This is a genomic window from Streptomyces sp. NRRL F-6492 (assembly GCF_001280125.1).
Taxonomy (GTDB): Bacteria; Actinomycetota; Actinomycetes; order Streptomycetales; family Streptomycetaceae; genus Streptomyces.
Genome location: NZ_LGEG01000266.1, coordinates 44,253 through 59,492, shown reverse-complemented (window position 1 = coordinate 59,492; position 15,240 = coordinate 44,253). Strand labels below are relative to the sequence as shown.

Here is a 15,240-nt window from a genome sequence, read left to right as displayed (position 1 = left end):
CGGGCCCCTACGGGAGGCCGGTGAGTCCCGTGAGGGCGGAGCCGTCGGACAGCCGGCCCGTGAGCCGCACCGGTCCTTCCCCGACGGCCCTGGCCGCCAGGAACGGGCCGCGCGCGGCGGCGGTGACCGCGCCCCCGGCGGTGACGCCGGTCAGCCGGCGGCTGCCCGCCGCGAGCAGGTAGCGCGTGCCCGAGCGGGCCGTCCAGTACGTGCCCGCGAGGACGTGCTGGCCGAAGCGGCTGCACGCCGCCGTGTCCCGGAGCTCCGTCACGGGCCGGGGCGCGGAACCGTCCGGCGCCTCGAAGGAGACGGCCACCCGGCCGCTCCCCTCCCAGGTGTCCACGCGGGAGCAGACCCACAGGGCCCGGCCCGCCCGCTCGGGCAGGGCCTGTTCGGCGTACTCCCAGCGGTTGACCGACCGGACCCCGGCGCCGTGCAGCGCCGCCAGGGAGCAGGCCGAGCGCGCCCAGGCCGCGAGCCCGCGTGCGCCGGTCGCCTCGCGGGGCGCGCGGGCCGGGGCGCCCGCGCCCGGCGGGGGCGTCCACGTGAGGTGCGCCGGGGCGAGTTCCCCGAGGTCTGCGAGGAGGAAGGCGTGGTCCTCGACGATCCGGGACGAGGAGCGCAGCTGGAGCGCGGTCACGCCCGCGCACGCGCCGGGCGCACGCCCCGGGGCCCCCGAGGTGGACGGGACGTCGTACGGGACGGGGCCGGTCACGCCGTCCGGGGTGACGTCCAGCGGGCGGGCGGCGGTGCCGGGCGCGCCGAGGTCCCGTACCGCCGCCTCGGCGATCCAGGGCGCGAGGAGGTACCGCGCCCGTCCGGGGGTGCGGGTGAGGACCACGGCGGCGCCGGTGGTGACGTCGGCGTCGTCGGCCCGCGCGAGGTCGAGGGCCGCGGGCCCGCGTCCGTCGCGGGGTTCGGCGTACCGGGCGAGCCTGCCCCCGTCGTACAGGAGCACCACGCCCGCGCCGTCGACCGTGCCCGCGAAGAGGAGCCGGGGCGGCGCGGCGGGCGGCGCGGCGGACGTGCCCGGGGTGGCGGTCTGCCGGACGCCGTCCCCGGCGCCCCGGGCCCAGGTGTCCAGGGCCCGCCGGAGCAGGGCCGTGTCCCCCGCCCTCGCACCGCGTGCGGGCCAGGCGGTGAGGTCGACGCGCGAGGTGTCGGCCCAGCGGTCGGCGGGCGTGCGGAGGAGCGCGGTGGGGTCGGGCGCCCGGACGGGGGCGGACGGGGCGGCGACCGGTTCCGGTTCCGTCCCGGCGCGGACTCCGGCGGTGACGGCGGCGCCCGCCGTGAGGAGCAGCAGCGCACCGGCGAGGGCGGCGAGCCGGGTGCGCCGGCGGCGGCGCAGGAGGTCGGTGGGGCGGGTGTGGACGGTGCACGGGTCGAACTCGGCGCTGCGGAGGAGCGTCTCGACGTCGGTGCCGGACGCCGCGCCGATCCGTTCGGCGGCGCGGAGGGCGGCGGCGGGCTCCGTGACGCCGGCCGAGGCGAGGAGCCGGGCGGTCGCGTCGGCGGGGAGGCCTTCGAGCGCCCGCAGGGCGAGCGCGGCCCGGGTGGCGGGGGCGGCCTCGGCCAGGGCCCGGTCGAGGGCGAGTTCGTCGGTCCCCCCGGCCCGGGGGAAGAGCCGCAGGCCGAGGACGAGGGGCAGCGGAACCGGGAACGGGGGCGCGAAGCGGCGCGGCGGGCGGAGGGCGGCGCGGAGCACGGTCGCCCGCAGCCACGCGTGCGCGGGGCGCTCGCCGGAGCGCTGTCCTGGCAGGGAGGCCCCGGCGGGCGGTGTCCCGGTCCGGGAGGTCCCGGATCCGACCCGGCCGGCTGCCTCCGCCAGGGAGTTCTGGACGAGGGCGTGGGCGGTGAGGACGCGGCGGTGGCGGCCGAGCGCGGGCGGCAGGACGAGGTAGGCGAGCTGTACGAGCGCGGGGTAGTGCTCGACGAGCGCGGCCTCGGCGGCCTCGCGGGCGGGGCGGTGGGCGGGTATCGCGGGGCCGGGGACGGCGTGACGGGACGGCATGCCCGGAAAACGAGTCCGGCGGGCCCGCGTCACTCCGGCCCGGTGGCGGGTCCACGCCTCTTCGGCGGGTTCACGCCTTCGGCATGGGCCCTCGTCTCCGGCGCGGGCCCTCGTCTCCGGTGCGGGCCTTCGTCTCCGGTACGGGCACTCGTCTCCGGTACGGGGACACGGAGCGGGGCACGAGGGCGAGCGCGAAGAGCGGGTCGTGGAGAGCGGGGTACGGGAAACGGGGTCCGGCCACAGGGGGAAACGGGCGGAGGGCGGAAGGTGCGGGGCCGAGGACGGATGCGGACGGCGGACGGCGGACGGCGGACGGCGGACGGCGGACGGCGGACGGCAAAAGACACGGGGCCTACGGCAGACGGCAGACGGCAGACGGCAGACGGCAGACGGCAGACGGCAGACGGCATGGCAACGGGGCCACCGGCCCCAAGATCCGGTGGCCCCGCGTGTGAGTGCCCTTCGGGCTGTACCGCGCGTGTGGGGCCCGATCCCGTTCGGTCCGTCCCGCGGCCGCTCCCGCCGCGGGCTCCGCGCGCGTGGCGCCTACTTGGGCATGAGGACCGTGTCGACGATGTAGACGGTCGCGTTGGCCGTCGGGACGTTGCCGCAGACGACCTTCGAGGAGTCGTTGACCGTGTACTCCTCGCCGGAGCCCTTCGTGGTCAGGGTGCTCTTCTCGAGGGTCTCGAAGGTGCCGTTCTCCAGCTGCTTCGGGGTCAGCTTCTGGCCCACCACGTGGTAGGTCAGGATCTTGGTCAGCGTGGCCTTGTCGGCCAGGACCTTGTCCAGGTCGGCCTTCGGGATCTTCGCGAAGGCCTCGTTGGTGGGCGCGAACACGGTGATGTTCTGGGCGTTGTTGAGGGTGTCGACCAGGCCGGCCTTCTTGACGGCGGTCACCAGGGTGGACAGGGCCGGGTTGTTCGAGGCGGCCGTGGCGACGGGGTCCTTCGCCATGCCGTCGAAGGAACCGGCGCCCTCCTTCGGCACACCGGCACAGGCCGGGCCGAACGGGCCGTCGGAAGTCATGTCGGAGTCGGCGGGGGCCGAGGAGGTGTTGCCCTGCGCCGGGGCGCTGGAGGCCTGGGCGCCGGAGCCGGCCGCCTCGTTCTTTCCGGAGTCCGAGCAGGCGGTCAGGGCGAAGGGCAGGACGGCCGCGGCGGCCACGGCGACGGCGGCGCGGCGGATGCGGGAAGTGGTCATGGGAGAAACCTCTTTGGTCCGGATGCGTAGAGGACTGCGCACGTGGAGGGGAGACGGCACTGCCTTCCCGGTGGGGAGTGCGGTGGCGCGTCCGGGCCGTCCGCGGCTCATCGCTCACTTCCGGCCCTGCTGTCACGGGTGATTCGGAACCGGGCGCCGATCGGATGGGTCCGGAGGGGGCTTTCATCCGTTCGAGTGAGAAAAAGGCCGCGCGTTAGGGTGTGGGGTGCTTCCCCGGACCCTCTCCGCCCGCCCGTCCCTCGCCGACGCCGTCCTCCTCGGCCACACGGAACAGGGGCGAGAGTGGCCCCTCCTCGTCTGGGCCCCGGGGCCGGGCGTGCGGATGGTGTCGAGCGCGGTGCTCGGCGGGGGCATCGGCGAGCGGGAGTGGGTGGTCAACGCCCAGGTGCCGCCCGGTTACGGCCGGCTCGATCCCGTCGCCCACCTCCGCGAACTCGCCTCGGGCGCGGGGCTTCCGGGCGCCGGCGTGGGCCTCATGACGGCGGCCTCGGTCGCGGACCGGCGCCACGCGGTGGACGGCGGCGCGCACGCCGTGGTCACGGCCGGGATCGGGGTACGGGGCTGGGCCGCCGCTCCGGGGGTCGGCGGGGTCACGGTCCCGCGCCCCGGGACGATCAACATCATCGTGTCGCTGCCCGTGCCCCTGACGGACGCGGCCCTCGTGAACGCGGTGGCCACCGCCACCGAGGCGAAGACGCAGGCCCTGGTCGAGCTGGGCGCCGACGCCTCCGGCACCCCGACGGACGCCGTCTGCGTGGCCGCGCCCTCCCCCGCCGGGGACGGGGCCGGGCCGTTCGCCGACGGGGACGGGGCCGGGCCCTTCGCCGCCGGGGCCGAGCCCTTCGCCGGGCCGCGCTCGCTCTGGGGCGCGCGGCTCGCCCGCGCCGTGCACCGGGCGACCCGGGAGGCCTGTGCGGGCCTGCTGGCCGCCGAGCGCACCGGTCCCGCCGTCTGAGGCGTACTCGCATCGGTTGTGCGCCATAACCTGGACACATGAGCGACTCGGCGACGTACGGCATCACCACGGGAACGGTGGCGCGGCGCCTCGGGGTGTCACCGACCACCCTGCGCTCGTGGGACCGGCGGTACGGGATCGGTCCCGCCGCCCGCGAGGACGGACGGCACCGGCGGTGGGCCCCGGAGGACGTCGCGATGCTGGAGGAGATGTGCCGGCTGACGGCGTCAGGGGCCCCTCCGGCCGAGGCGGCCCGGATCGCGCGGGCGAGCAGGACGGAGGGCCCGGGCCCCGACGCGGGTCTCGGCACGGACTTCGGCCCGGCTTCCGCGGCGGGCTCCGGCGCGGGTCCCGCTCCCGCGGCTCCCGGGACGCGGGACCGGTCCGCGGAGCCGTACCCGGGCCGACGCGAAGGTGCGGAACCGGGCCGTTCCGAAGCGGCGGCCGGTTCCGTCCGTTCCTCGGAGCGGGAAGGGCACAGGGCCGAAGGGCCGGGCGCGCGGTCCGGCGCCACGGACGAGCGGCCGGAATCGCGGCCGCGACCGGTGGACGGGCCGAAGCCCGCCCGGCAGCCCGGGTCCGGCAACGGGCTTCCGCTCGGTGACGTGCGGCGGGAGTGCCGGGGGCTCGCGCGGGCCGCCGTGCGGCTCGACGGCCCCGCCCTGGACGCCCTGCTCCGGGACGCCGTCGCGGACCACGGGCTCGTCACCGCCTGGGAGGAGGTGATGGCGCCCACCCTGCACGCGGTGGGGCGCAAGTGGGAGTCGTCCGGGGACCGTTACGTCGAGGTGGAGCACCTGCTGTCCTGGCACGTGTCGACCGCGCTCCGGCAGGTCGTGCCCGCCGGACACGGCTCCGTGGCCCCCGTACCGCCGGTGCTCCTGGCCTGTGTGCCCGGCGAGCAGCACACCCTGCCGCTCGAAGCGCTGGCGGCGGGGCTCTCCGAGCGCGGTCTGCCGACCCGGATGTTCGGCGCGGCCGTCCCCGCCGAGGCGCTCGACGCCGCCGTACGGCGCATGGGCCCGGCCGCGGTCGTGCTCTGGTCGCAGGCGCGCTCCACCGCGAACCACGCCCTCGCCCGGCACGTCGCCGGGAGCTCGTTCGGCGTGAAGGGGGCGCGGACGCGTCCGCTGATGCTCCTGGCCGGTCCCGGCTGGGCGGGCCGGGCCCTGGAGCCGGGGACGCTGCGCCCGGGCGGTCTGCGCGAGGCGCTCGACGCGCTCTCCCACCACACGGGGGTACGGTCCGCTCCCCCGGTGTGACCGGGCACGGGGCGGGATCCGGCGGTCTCAGCCGTGCGACAGCAGCGCCGCCGTGAGTTCGGCCGCCCGGCGGTGCCAGAGGTCCGCGCCCCGGAGCATGGCGTGGCCGCCGATCCGCATCGGGATGCCCACCGCGTCGGCCCCCGCCGCCCTGGCCCTGCGGACGAAGTCCCAGGACTCGCGGGCGGAGGTGACGCGGTCGGTCTCGTCGTGGAGCAGGTAGAGGCGCCGCCCGCCGAGGTGTTCGACGGGCTCGCCGGACGGGCACCAGGGCGCGAGGGCGACGACTCCGCGCACGGCCGGGTCGCCGGCGGCGCGGAGCGCGGCGCGACCGCCCATGGAGTGGCCGAGGAGCACGACGGGCACGGGTCCGATCCGCTCCCGGAGGTCGTTCAGGGCGGTCTCGGCGTCCCGGGCGGCGTCGGCGCGCGCCCCGTTCCAGCCGCGGTGGCGGTAGCGGACCTCGGCGACGAGGACGCTCCGGCCCCGGACGGCACGGGTCACGGCGGCGGCGAAGGGACGCATGCGCAGCGCGGGGAGGTTGAGGGCGGGCGGCGGCTCGGGCCCGTCGGCGCGGCCGCCGTGGAGCAGCAGGACGGCCGCGGTGGGGGTGGCGGGGGCGCTGCGGACGAGGAGGGCGCCGGTCTCGGCGCGCCGGGTACGGCAGACGTTCACCGCGCGGCCGTCCCGCCCGTGTGCCGGCGCGCCGGCCGGGGGGAGGAACCGCTCGCGCGGGCCTTGTGGGCCGCGGGGCCGGGCCGCTGTGCCATGGGGGCCTCCAGGAGTCGCTTGCCGCTTCCCCGGATGAGCGGTCCGCTCATGACGAGGGGGGAGACGACCGTGAGGGCCGCAGTCTGCCAGGTCCCACGGGCTGTCGGGTACGGGCCCCACCGGACGGGGAGGCCCCGGAGCGGTCCGGGCGCCGGGTGCGGGGCGGGCCGGACCCGCGGTCCCCGCCGGGGGCGCGCCTCGCGCGGGGCGGAGAACGTCAGGTCGCGGGGGTCCGGGGTCAAGCGGTGGCCGCCCTGCCGGTGGCCGCCTCGGCGACGGTGAGGCTGCGGCGCATGCGCTGGAGGCCCCGGCGCGCGTGGCTCTTGACGGTGCCCAGGGGCATGCCCGTCCGGTGGGCGATCTGCGTCTGCGTCAGGTCCCCGAAGAACGCGAGGGCCAGGACGTCGCGCTGGACGCGCGGCAGGCGGGCGAGTTCGCGGGTCACCACGATCCGGTCGAGGACGTGGTCGGGGCCCTCGCCGGTGCCGTCGGAGGGGGGCAGGGCCGCCCCGGCGGCGGCGACCAGGTCGAGCCTGCGGGTGCGGGCGGTGAGGGCGTCGGCGATCTTCCGCCGGGTGATGCCGACGAGCCAGGCGGGTACGGAGCCGCGCTCGGGACGGTATCCGGCGCGGCCGCGCCAGGCGGCGAGGAAGACCTGCTGGGTGACGTCCTCGGCCTCGCGCGGGTCGCCCAGGGCGCGGGAGGCCAGGGTGTGCACGAGGCGCGCCCAGCGGTGGTGGGCGAGGGCGAGGCAGCGCTCGTCGCCCCGGACCAGCCCCCGGCCGACCTCCGCGTCGGTGAGGCCGGGGGGAAGGTCCGCCTCCCCGTCCCCTCGGGGGTCGGCGGGCTGGGCGGGGGCGGGGCCGAGGACGGCCGTACGGGCTGCGTTCATGGCGAAGCTCCTCCTCGCTGGGGCTCCGTGCCCCCGGCTCCCTCAGCCTCCGGCCGGGGAGCGAGGCGGAACAAGTCGCATCGTTTGTGCGTCGTCTTTTCCCTTCCGGCGCGGTGCTTCCCGTTCCGCCCTCCCGCCCTTCGCACCTCTCTGCCCTTCGCCCCTCGTACCTCCCCGCCCCTCACACCTCCCCGTCCCGCACTCTTCCCGCCCTATTCCAGCCCTCTGCCGTGCCGGAAGCGGGCGGTGCCGTCGGCGAGCGCGACGAGCGGCTCGGGGTAGTCGCCCGCGATCCGGTCCCGGTCCTTCCGCTTCCAGGGCTCGTGGACCGACGCGCCGGGAAGGGCGGCGAGTTCGGGGACCCAGCGGCGGACGTAGGCGCCGTCGGGGTCGTAACGCCTGCCCTGGAGGACGGGGTTGAGGACCTTGTTGGGCCGGGTGTCGGCTCCCGTCCCCGCCACCCACTGCCAGTTGAGCTGGTTCTCCGCGAGGTCGCCGTCCACGAGGAGGCCGAGGAAGTGCCGGGCGCCCTCCCGCCAGTCGAGGTAGAGGGTCTTGGTGAGGAAGGAGGCGGTGAGCAGCCGGCCCCGGTTGTGCATCCAGCCCTCGTGCGCGAGTTGGCGCAGGGCCGCGTCCACCACGGGGTAGCCGGTCCGGCCCTCCCGCCAGGCCCGCAGGTCCGCCTCGGCGTCCGCGCCCCGCCGCCAGCGGTCGTGCCGGGGCCGGTAGTCCTCGACGGCCGCCCCGGGCCGCGCGGCGAGCATCTGCTGGTGGAAGTCCCGCCAGCACAGCTGCCGTACGAAGGCCTCGGCGCCCGGGCCGCCGCGGGCCCGCGCCCGGTGGACGGCCTCGGTGACCGAGACCGCGCCGAAGTGGAAGTACGGGGAGAGGCGCGAGGTGGTGTCGCCGGCGAGGTCGTCGTGGCCGGTCTCGTAGGCGTCGGCGTGCCGGGACAGCCAGGCGCCGAGCCTGCGGCGGCCCGCGTCCTCCCCGCCCTTCGCCAGTCCCTCGGAGACGCCCTCCACGGAGGCGCGCGCCGGCGGCTCGTCGGAGCGCAGGCCGTCCGGCACCCGTACGGCGCGGGGGGCCGCCAGGGGCGACCGGAGCGGCTCGGCCGACCAGCGCCGGAAGTACGGGGTGAAGACCGCGAAGTGGTCGGAGCCCTGCGGGGTGACGTCGCCGGGCGGTACGACGGTGGTCACGGCGTCGTGGACGTAGAGGCGGCGCCCGTCCTCCTCCAGGGCCTGCCGCAGCCGCTGCTCCCGGGCGCGGGCGAAGGCCGAGTACCCGGCGGCCATGTGGACCTCGTCGGCGTCCGACCGCCGCACCACCGCGCACACCTCGGCCACGGTGTCGCCCGTGCGCACGACGAGCCGCCCGCCGCGCCGCCGCAGCCCGGCGTCGAGGTCGGCCAGGCAGTCCGCGAGGAAGGCGAGCCGGTTCGGCGCGGCGAATCCGGCCCGGTCGACGGCGGGGTCCCGGACGAACAGCGGGACGACCTCGTCCGCCCCGTCCGCGGCGGCCCGCAGGGGCGGGTGGTCGTGCAGCCGGAGGTCGGAGGTGAAGAGGACGACGGAGACGGTCATGGCGCCTGTTCCTGGGGGTCGGCCACCGGACGGCCCCTGGGGGCCGGACGCCCGGTGGACTGCGGCTGTGGTGCGGCTGTTCCCGCGACGGGGCCGTGCCCGCGGTAGGGCCGTACCGCCCTTTTTCTCCCCGCGCCCGGTGTACGGATGCGGGGAGGGGAGGCGGGGCGGGGCGGGGGGCAGGAACGACGACCCCACGGCGCTCGCCGGGACGGGGCGGGGCGGTGTCGGGCACGGGGCCGTCTCAGGTGCGGGGCGGGCCTCAGGTACGGGGCCGTCTCAGGTACGGGGCCGTCTCAGGTCCGGGGCGGTCTCGGCTCCGAGCCGGAGCCTCAGGTCCGGGGCGGCGCGTCCCCCGCGTGGGCCGGTACGTCCCCGGCGCGGGCCGCCGGCGCGTCCGGGTCCGCGCCCTTCGGTGACGCGGCGGCGTCGGCCGACCGTTCCGCCGTGCGGGCGATGTTCCTCGCCATGCCGCCGAAGACGACGGCGTGGAACGGCGCGACGCTCCACCAGTACAGCTGTCCGGCGAGTCCGCGCGGGTGGAACAGGGCGCGCTGGTGGTAGCGGGTCCGCCCCCGCTCGTCCCGTTCGGAGCGCATCTCCAGCCAGGCGAGCCCGGGGAGCCGCATCTCGGCGCGCAGCCGGAGCAGGCTGCCCCGCTCGATCTCCTCGACCCGCCAGAAGTCGAGCGCGTCGCCGACCCGGAGCCGCTGGGCGTCGCGGCGTCCCCGGCGCAGGCCCACGCCGCCGACGAGCCGGTCGAGCCAGCCGCGCACGGCCCAGGCCAGCGGGAAGGAGTACCAGCCGTTCTCGCCGCCGATGCCCTCGACGACCTTCCAGAGGGTCTCCGGCGGGGCGTCGACGGTCCGTTCGCGTTCGTCGACGTAGAGGCTGCCGCCGGCCCAGTCGGGGTCGGTGGGCAGCGGGTCGCTGGGCGCGCCGGGCAGCGAGGCGGAGGACCAGCGGGTGGTGACCTTGGCCTCCTGGACCCGCTGGAGGGCGAGCGCGAGGGCCCGGTCGAAGGAGATCGGGGCGCCGGGCGGGTCGGGGACGTGGTCCGCGATGTCGTGCTCGGCGCAGACCACCTCGTACCGCAGCGACTCCGCGAGCGGCCGGGCCAGGGTGGCGGGGACCGGCGTGACCAGGCCGATCCAGTGGCTGGACAGACCGGGGGTGAGCATCGGCACGGACATGATGAGGCGCTTGGGCAGACCGGCGACCGCCGCGTACTTGATCATCATGTCGCGGTACGTGAGGACGTCCGGGCCGCCGACGTCGAAGGTCCGGTTGACGTCCGGGGACATGTCCGCGCTGCCGACGAGGTAGCGCAGCACGTCGCGCACGGCGATGGGCTGGACGTGCGTCCTGACCCAGCTGGGCGTCAGCATCACGGGCAGCCGCTCGGTGAGGTAGCGGAGCATCTCGAAGGAGGCGGAGCCGGAGCCGATGACGACGGCGGCCCGCAGCACGGTCGTGGGCACGCCGGAGTCGAGCAGGATGCGCCCGACCTCGGCGCGGGACCGCAGGTGCGGGGAGAGTTCGTCCTCGGGGACGTCCTTCGGGGTGAGGCCGCCCAGGTAGACGATGCGGCGGACCCCGGCGGCGCGGGCCTCCTCGGCGAAGGTCCGGGCCGCGCGCCGGTCCTTCTCCTCGAAGTCGCGGCCGGACCCGAGGGAGTGCACCAGGTAGTAGGCCACCTCCACGCCCTCGAACGCGGGCCGCAGGCTCGCCGCGTCGGTGACGTCGCCCTTGACGACCTCGGCCCGGCCCGCCCAGGGGTAGTCGCGGAGGTTGGCGGGGGTGCGGGCCAGACAGCGCACGCGGTGGCCGGCGTCGAGCAGCTCGGGCACGAGCCGGCCGCCGATGTAGCCGCCGGCCCCGGTCACGAGACAGAGACCGGGGCCGGGCCCCGAATCGGGTCCGGGGCCGGACGAGGCTTCGGCGGCCGGGCCGGACGAGGCTTCGGAAGCGGGTCCCGACGCGCCTTCGGCGGCCGGGCCGTCCGGCGTGGGGTCGGGCGTGGCCCTGGGGTGCGTCGCCATGGCGGGGGTGCTCCGTTCCGTCCCGGGGATGGGCGTGCCGGGGCCCGCGCGGAACGGGTCCCACGTCGATTCTTCTCCCGGTCTTCCTCCGTCGCGGCCCGGACGGATGCGGGAAGGCGGGGTCTATAGGCTGAACGCGTGGCCCGCGAAGAAGACCGAGACGTTCCCGCCGCCCCTCCGGGCGCCGCCGGTGACCTGCACAGTTTCGCCGTCGCGCTGCGGCGGACGCAGGGCGAGATCAACCGGCTCGTGCACGGCTTCGCCCAGGCGCAGGGGCTGCACCCCACGGACGTGCAGGCCCTCGCCGTCGTCCTGGACAGCCCCGAGCCGCTGACGCCGGGGCGGCTGCGGGAGCACCTCGGGCTCACCTCCGGCGCGGTGACGGCCTGCCTGGACCGGCTGGAGAGGGCCGGGCACATCCGCAGGTCCCGGGAGAGCGCCGACCGCCGCCTGGTGCACGTGCGCTACGAGGACGGGGCGAGGGCGGCGGCCCGGCGGTACTTCCTGCCGCTCGCGGAGGCGACGGCCCGGGCGCGGGACCGGTTCGACGACGACGAACTCGCGGTGGCCCTGCGCTTCCTGAACGTCCTGAACGACGAACTGGGCGCCCTGCGCGTACCGCGCCGCTGAGACGAGCGCGTCACCGGGGCGAAGGCGTGGCCGAGACGAACGCTCCGCCGAGACGAACGATTGCTCCGAACGGGTGCATCCGTGCGCCCCGTCACGCCCGAAGCTCCCACGGGAGCACTCTTATGCGGTGTTCCGTGGCATCCGATCGCCCTTGCCGGGTACCCGGGCGTCCGGCCCTTCCCGATGTGGTACACACTTCTCTCAACCATTGAGATACTTAACGGTCAAGTCATAGTTCGGAGACCCGATGCCCCGCGCCCTGCGCCGGACCCGCTTCCTCGTCCCCCTGGTCCTCCTCGTCGTCTGGCTCGCCGTCGGCGGCGGGCTCGGCCCCTTCGCCGGCCGGCTCGGCGAGGTCGCCACCAACGACCAGGCGGCCTTCCTGCCCCGCAGCGCCGAGTCCACCAAGGTCATCGAGGCGCAGAAGGCCTTCCGCACCTCGGAGTCCGTGCCCGCGATCGTGGTGTGGACGGCGAAGGACGGCGAAGCCCTCTCCCCCGGTTCGGCCGCCGAGGCCACGCGGGCCCTCGCCGCGCTCTCCGGCCGCCCGGGGATCGCGGGGACGCCCTCGCCCGCCCTGGCCTCCGAGGACGGGAAGGCCCTGCGGGCCGTCGTCCCGCTCCGGCCCGACCTCGGCGACACCCTGCCGGACACGATCGAATCGGTGCGGAAGGCGGCGGCCCCGGTGCCCGGGACGACCGTGTGGCTGGCGGGCCCCGCCGCCACCCAGGCCGACCTCTCCGGCGCCTTCTCCGGCATCGACGGGCTGCTGCTCGGCGTCGCCCTGATCGCGGTGCTGCTGATCCTGCTCGTCGTCTACCGCAGCGTCCTGCTGCCCCTGATGATCATCGTGGGCGCGGTGTTCGCCCTCGGTCTGGCCTGCGCGATCGTGTACGTGCTCGCCGACGCCGACGTGGTCAGGGTGGACGGCCAGGTGCAGGGCATCCTGTCCATCCTGGTGATCGGCGCCGCGACCGACTACGCGCTGCTGCTCGCCGCCCGCTACCGGGAGGAGCTCACCGCCCCCGGCGCCGAGCGCTTCGCCGCCATGCGCAAGGCCCTGCGCCGCTCCTTCGAGCCGATCGTCGCCAGCGGCGCCACCGTCGCCCTCGCGCTGATCGCCCTGCTCGCCAGCGACCTGTCCAACAACCGGGCGCTCGGCCCGGTCGGCGCCATCGGCATCGTCTGCGCGGTCCTCAGCGCGCTCACCTTCCTCCCGGCGGTCCTGGTCCTCACGGGCCGCGCCGCGTACTGGCCGGCCCGCCCGAAGACGCTCCCCGAGGGCGCGGACGCCGAGGCCGCGAAGGGCGGTCAGGCCGTCTGGCACCGCATCGCCGCCGTGGTCGACCGCGCGCCCCGCAAGGTGTGGGCGATCACCCTCGCCGGTCTGATCGCCTGCGCCGCCTTCGCGCCCACCCTGAACTCCCGGGGCGTCCCCTTCGACGAGATCTTCGTGAACGACGCGCCGTCCGTCGCCGCGCAGGAGACCCTCGGCCGCCACTTCCCCGGCGGCGCGGGCAACCCCGCCGTGATCATCACCGACGCGGGGGCGGCCGCCCGCGTGGCCGCCGCCGCGCAGGACGTCGAGGGCGTCGACTCGGCGTTCCCGGTGGACGCGACGGGCCGCCCGGCCCCCGGGAAGCCGCTCGTGGTCGACGGCCGGGTCCGGATCGACGCCACCCTCGCCGACGCGGCCGACAGCGACGCGGCGCGCGAGACGCTCGCCCGGCTGCGCACCGCCGTGCACGCGGTCCCCGGTTCGGACGCCCTGGTGGGCGGCTCGACGGCGCAGCAGTACGACACCCAGCGCACCGCGGCCCGGGACCGCGCGCTCATCGTCCCGGTGGTGCTGGCGATCATCCTGATCATCCTGGTGGCGCTGCTGCGCTCCCTGGTGCTGCCGCTGGTCCTCGTCGCCACGGTGGCGCTCAACTTCGCGGCCACCCTGGGCGTCTCGGCGCTCGTCTTCGAGCACGTCCTCGGCTTCACCGGCACGGACTCCTCCGTACCGCTGTACGGCTTCGTCTTCCTGGTGGCGCTCGGGGTCGACTACAACATCTTCCTGATGTCCCGGGTGCGCGAGGAGTCGCTGCGCCACGGGGTGCGCGAGGGCGTCCGCATCGGCCTGACCGCGACCGGCGGCGTGATCACCTCGGCGGGCGTGGTGCTCGCGGCGACCTTCGCCGCGCTCGGCGTGATCCCGCTGGCCTTCCTCGTGCAGATCGCGTTCATCGTGGCCTTCGGCGTCCTGCTCGACACCCTGGTGGTCCGGTCGCTCCTCGTCCCGGCGCTGGTCCGGGACCTCGGCCCGAAGGCGTGGTGGCCGGGCGCGCTGAGCCGCCTCCCGAAGGAGGGGACGACCGCCGGGAAGAGGACGACCGCCGAGGAGGGGACGACCGCTCCGGACCACGCGTAGATCGCACCAATCCCCCCGGGCGCCCGCTCCGAAGACCCCCCAGGAGCAGCGCACCCGAGGCCACGCAGGAGGGCACAGGCGGATGAGAGAGCACGCACGCGTCGAAGGCGGTCCGGCCCCGGACCGGGGCGACGGGCTGCCCGAGCTGATGGTCCGGGTGGCCCGCGGGGACCAGGACGCCTTCGCCGGCGTCTTCGACCGGGTCTCCGGCCCCGTCCTGGGCGTGGTCCGCTCGGTGCTGCGTGACCCCGCGCAGTCCGAGGAGGTGGCGCAGGAGGTGATGGTCGACCTCTGGCGCTCCGCCGCCCGCTACCGCCCGGACCGGGGCTCCGTCCTGAACTGGGCGCTGACCCTCGCCCACCGCCGGGCCGTGGACCGGGTGCGTTCCGAGCAGGCCGCCTCGGACCGCGCCCGGCGGGTCGCGCTCCTGGAGCACAGTCCCGCGTACGACGAGGTGACCGAGGAGGTGGAGAACCGGATGGACCGCGAGCGGGTACGGCGCTGTCTGCGCGGTCTCACCGAGCGCCAGCGCCAGTCCGTGACCCTGGCCTACTACCGCGGTCTGACCTACCGTGAGGTCGCGGAACTCCTCTCGCTCCCCCTGGGGACCGTGAAGACCCGGATGCGCGACGGGCTCATCCGGCTCCGCGACTGCCTGGGGGTGGCGGCGTGACGACCGACGAGCTGCACACGCTGACCGGTGCCTACGTCCTCGACGCCCTGGAGACGGACGAGGAGCGGGAGGCGGTCGAACGGCACCTCACCCAGTGCGCCCCGTGCGCGCACGAGGTCCGCGAGCTCTCCGAGACGACCGTGCGCCTCGGCCTCGCCGCCGCCGCGCCGGTCGACCCGGCCCTGCGCGCCGAGGTGCTCCGCCGGATCGTCGACATCCGGCAACTCCCCCCGGTCACCCGGCCCGTCGGCCGTTCGCCGGGGGGTCCGCGGGGTCTGCGGCGGCTGCCCCGCTGGGCGCTCGCCGCCTCGGTCGCCGGCCTGGTGGCGCTCGGTGGCGTCGCGGGCTGGCAGTACGGGCGCGCGGAGGAGGCCGATCGCCGCGCGGCCGTCGCGGAGGAGCGCGCGGAGGCCGTGGCGGCCGTCCTCGCCGCGCCGGACGCCCGGGTCTCGACGGCCCGGCTCGCGGACGGCGCGGTGGGCACCCTCGTCCACTCGCCGTCCCTGGACCGGGCGGTGTTCGCCGCGGCGGGGATGCCCGCGCCGCCGCCCGGGAAGGTCTACCAGCTCTGGTACGACGACTCCGGGACGATGCGGCCCGCCGGTCTGATGACGCCGGAGTCGGCGACCTCGACGGTCCTCCTGGAGGGGCCGGCGAACCGTTCGGCCGGCATCGGCATCACCGTGGAGCCGGAGGGCGGTTCGCCCCGCCCGACCTCGGACCCGGTGGCGACGATGGCGATGCCGGCGGCCTGAGGCGGCGGGACGGTCGCCGCTCC

The 15,240-nt window shown here is 76.6% G+C and carries 12 protein-coding genes; 6 read left to right on the top strand and 6 right to left on the bottom strand.

Annotation, left to right across the window (positions count from 1 at the left end; translation table 11 throughout):
• Positions 1 to 7 precede the first annotated feature (7 nt).
• Both ADL08_RS31425 and ADL08_RS31420 read right to left on the bottom strand, forming a co-directional pair.
• On the bottom strand, positions 8 to 2,011 hold the full coding sequence (locus tag ADL08_RS31425; protein ID WP_053649013.1) for a hypothetical protein: 2,004 nt from the start codon (positions 2,009 to 2,011) through the stop codon (positions 8 to 10).
• 546 nt (positions 2,012 to 2,557) lie between these two features.
• On the bottom strand, positions 2,558 to 3,214 hold the full coding sequence (locus ADL08_RS31420; RefSeq protein WP_053649011.1) for a fasciclin domain-containing protein: 657 nt from the start codon (positions 3,212 to 3,214) through the stop codon (positions 2,558 to 2,560).
• A gap of 226 nt (positions 3,215 to 3,440) precedes the next feature.
• Between ADL08_RS31420 and ADL08_RS31415 the strand changes: the two genes are divergently transcribed.
• Positions 3,441 to 4,190, top strand: a complete 750-nt coding sequence (locus ADL08_RS31415; protein ID WP_053649009.1) for an adenosylcobinamide amidohydrolase — start codon at positions 3,441 to 3,443, stop codon at positions 4,188 to 4,190.
• A gap of 38 nt (positions 4,191 to 4,228) precedes the next feature.
• Positions 4,229 to 5,452 (top strand): MerR family transcriptional regulator, encoded by a 1,224-nt coding sequence (locus tag ADL08_RS31410; protein WP_053649007.1) that lies wholly within the window; start codon positions 4,229 to 4,231, stop codon positions 5,450 to 5,452.
• A gap of 27 nt (positions 5,453 to 5,479) precedes the next feature.
• Here ADL08_RS31410 and ADL08_RS31405 read toward each other — a convergent pair whose 3' ends face one another.
• From ADL08_RS31405 to ADL08_RS31385, 4 genes are all read right to left on the bottom strand, one after another.
• Positions 5,480 to 6,127, bottom strand: coding sequence for an alpha/beta fold hydrolase (locus tag ADL08_RS31405; RefSeq protein WP_053649006.1), 648 nt, complete (start codon positions 6,125 to 6,127; stop codon positions 5,480 to 5,482).
• Between the two features lie 334 nt (positions 6,128 to 6,461).
• The gene (locus tag ADL08_RS31395; protein ID WP_053649002.1) at positions 6,462 to 7,115 is read right to left on the bottom strand and encodes a sigma-70 family RNA polymerase sigma factor; all 654 of its coding nucleotides are present in this window, start codon (positions 7,113 to 7,115) and stop codon (positions 6,462 to 6,464) included.
• A gap of 212 nt (positions 7,116 to 7,327) precedes the next feature.
• The gene (locus ADL08_RS31390) at positions 7,328 to 8,701 is read right to left on the bottom strand and encodes a cryptochrome/photolyase family protein (RefSeq protein ID WP_053648999.1); all 1,374 of its coding nucleotides are present in this window, start codon (positions 8,699 to 8,701) and stop codon (positions 7,328 to 7,330) included.
• Between the two features lie 332 nt (positions 8,702 to 9,033).
• Positions 9,034 to 10,587: an SDR family oxidoreductase gene (locus tag ADL08_RS31385; protein ID WP_053649099.1), complete on the bottom strand. Its 1,554-nt coding sequence runs from the start codon at positions 10,585 to 10,587 to the stop codon at positions 9,034 to 9,036.
• 294 nt (positions 10,588 to 10,881) lie between these two features.
• Between ADL08_RS31385 and ADL08_RS31380 the strand changes: the two genes are divergently transcribed.
• From ADL08_RS31380 to ADL08_RS31365, 4 genes are all read left to right on the top strand, one after another.
• Positions 10,882 to 11,373, top strand: a complete 492-nt coding sequence (locus tag ADL08_RS31380) for a MarR family winged helix-turn-helix transcriptional regulator (protein WP_053648997.1) — start codon at positions 10,882 to 10,884, stop codon at positions 11,371 to 11,373.
• A gap of 247 nt (positions 11,374 to 11,620) precedes the next feature.
• Complete coding sequence (locus tag ADL08_RS31375) at positions 11,621 to 13,789, top strand: MMPL family transporter (RefSeq protein WP_053648995.1); 2,169 nt, start codon at positions 11,621 to 11,623, stop codon at positions 13,787 to 13,789.
• 82 nt (positions 13,790 to 13,871) lie between these two features.
• Positions 13,872 to 14,462 (top strand): sigma-70 family RNA polymerase sigma factor, encoded by a 591-nt coding sequence (locus ADL08_RS31370; protein ID WP_053648993.1) that lies wholly within the window; start codon positions 13,872 to 13,874, stop codon positions 14,460 to 14,462.
• A complete protein-coding gene (locus tag ADL08_RS31365; RefSeq protein WP_053648992.1) occupies positions 14,459 to 15,217 on the top strand; it encodes an anti-sigma factor in 759 nt (252 codons plus the stop codon). Before ADL08_RS31370 ends, ADL08_RS31365 begins: the two co-directional genes overlap by 4 nt.
• The last annotated feature ends 23 nt before the right edge of the window (positions 15,218 to 15,240 follow it).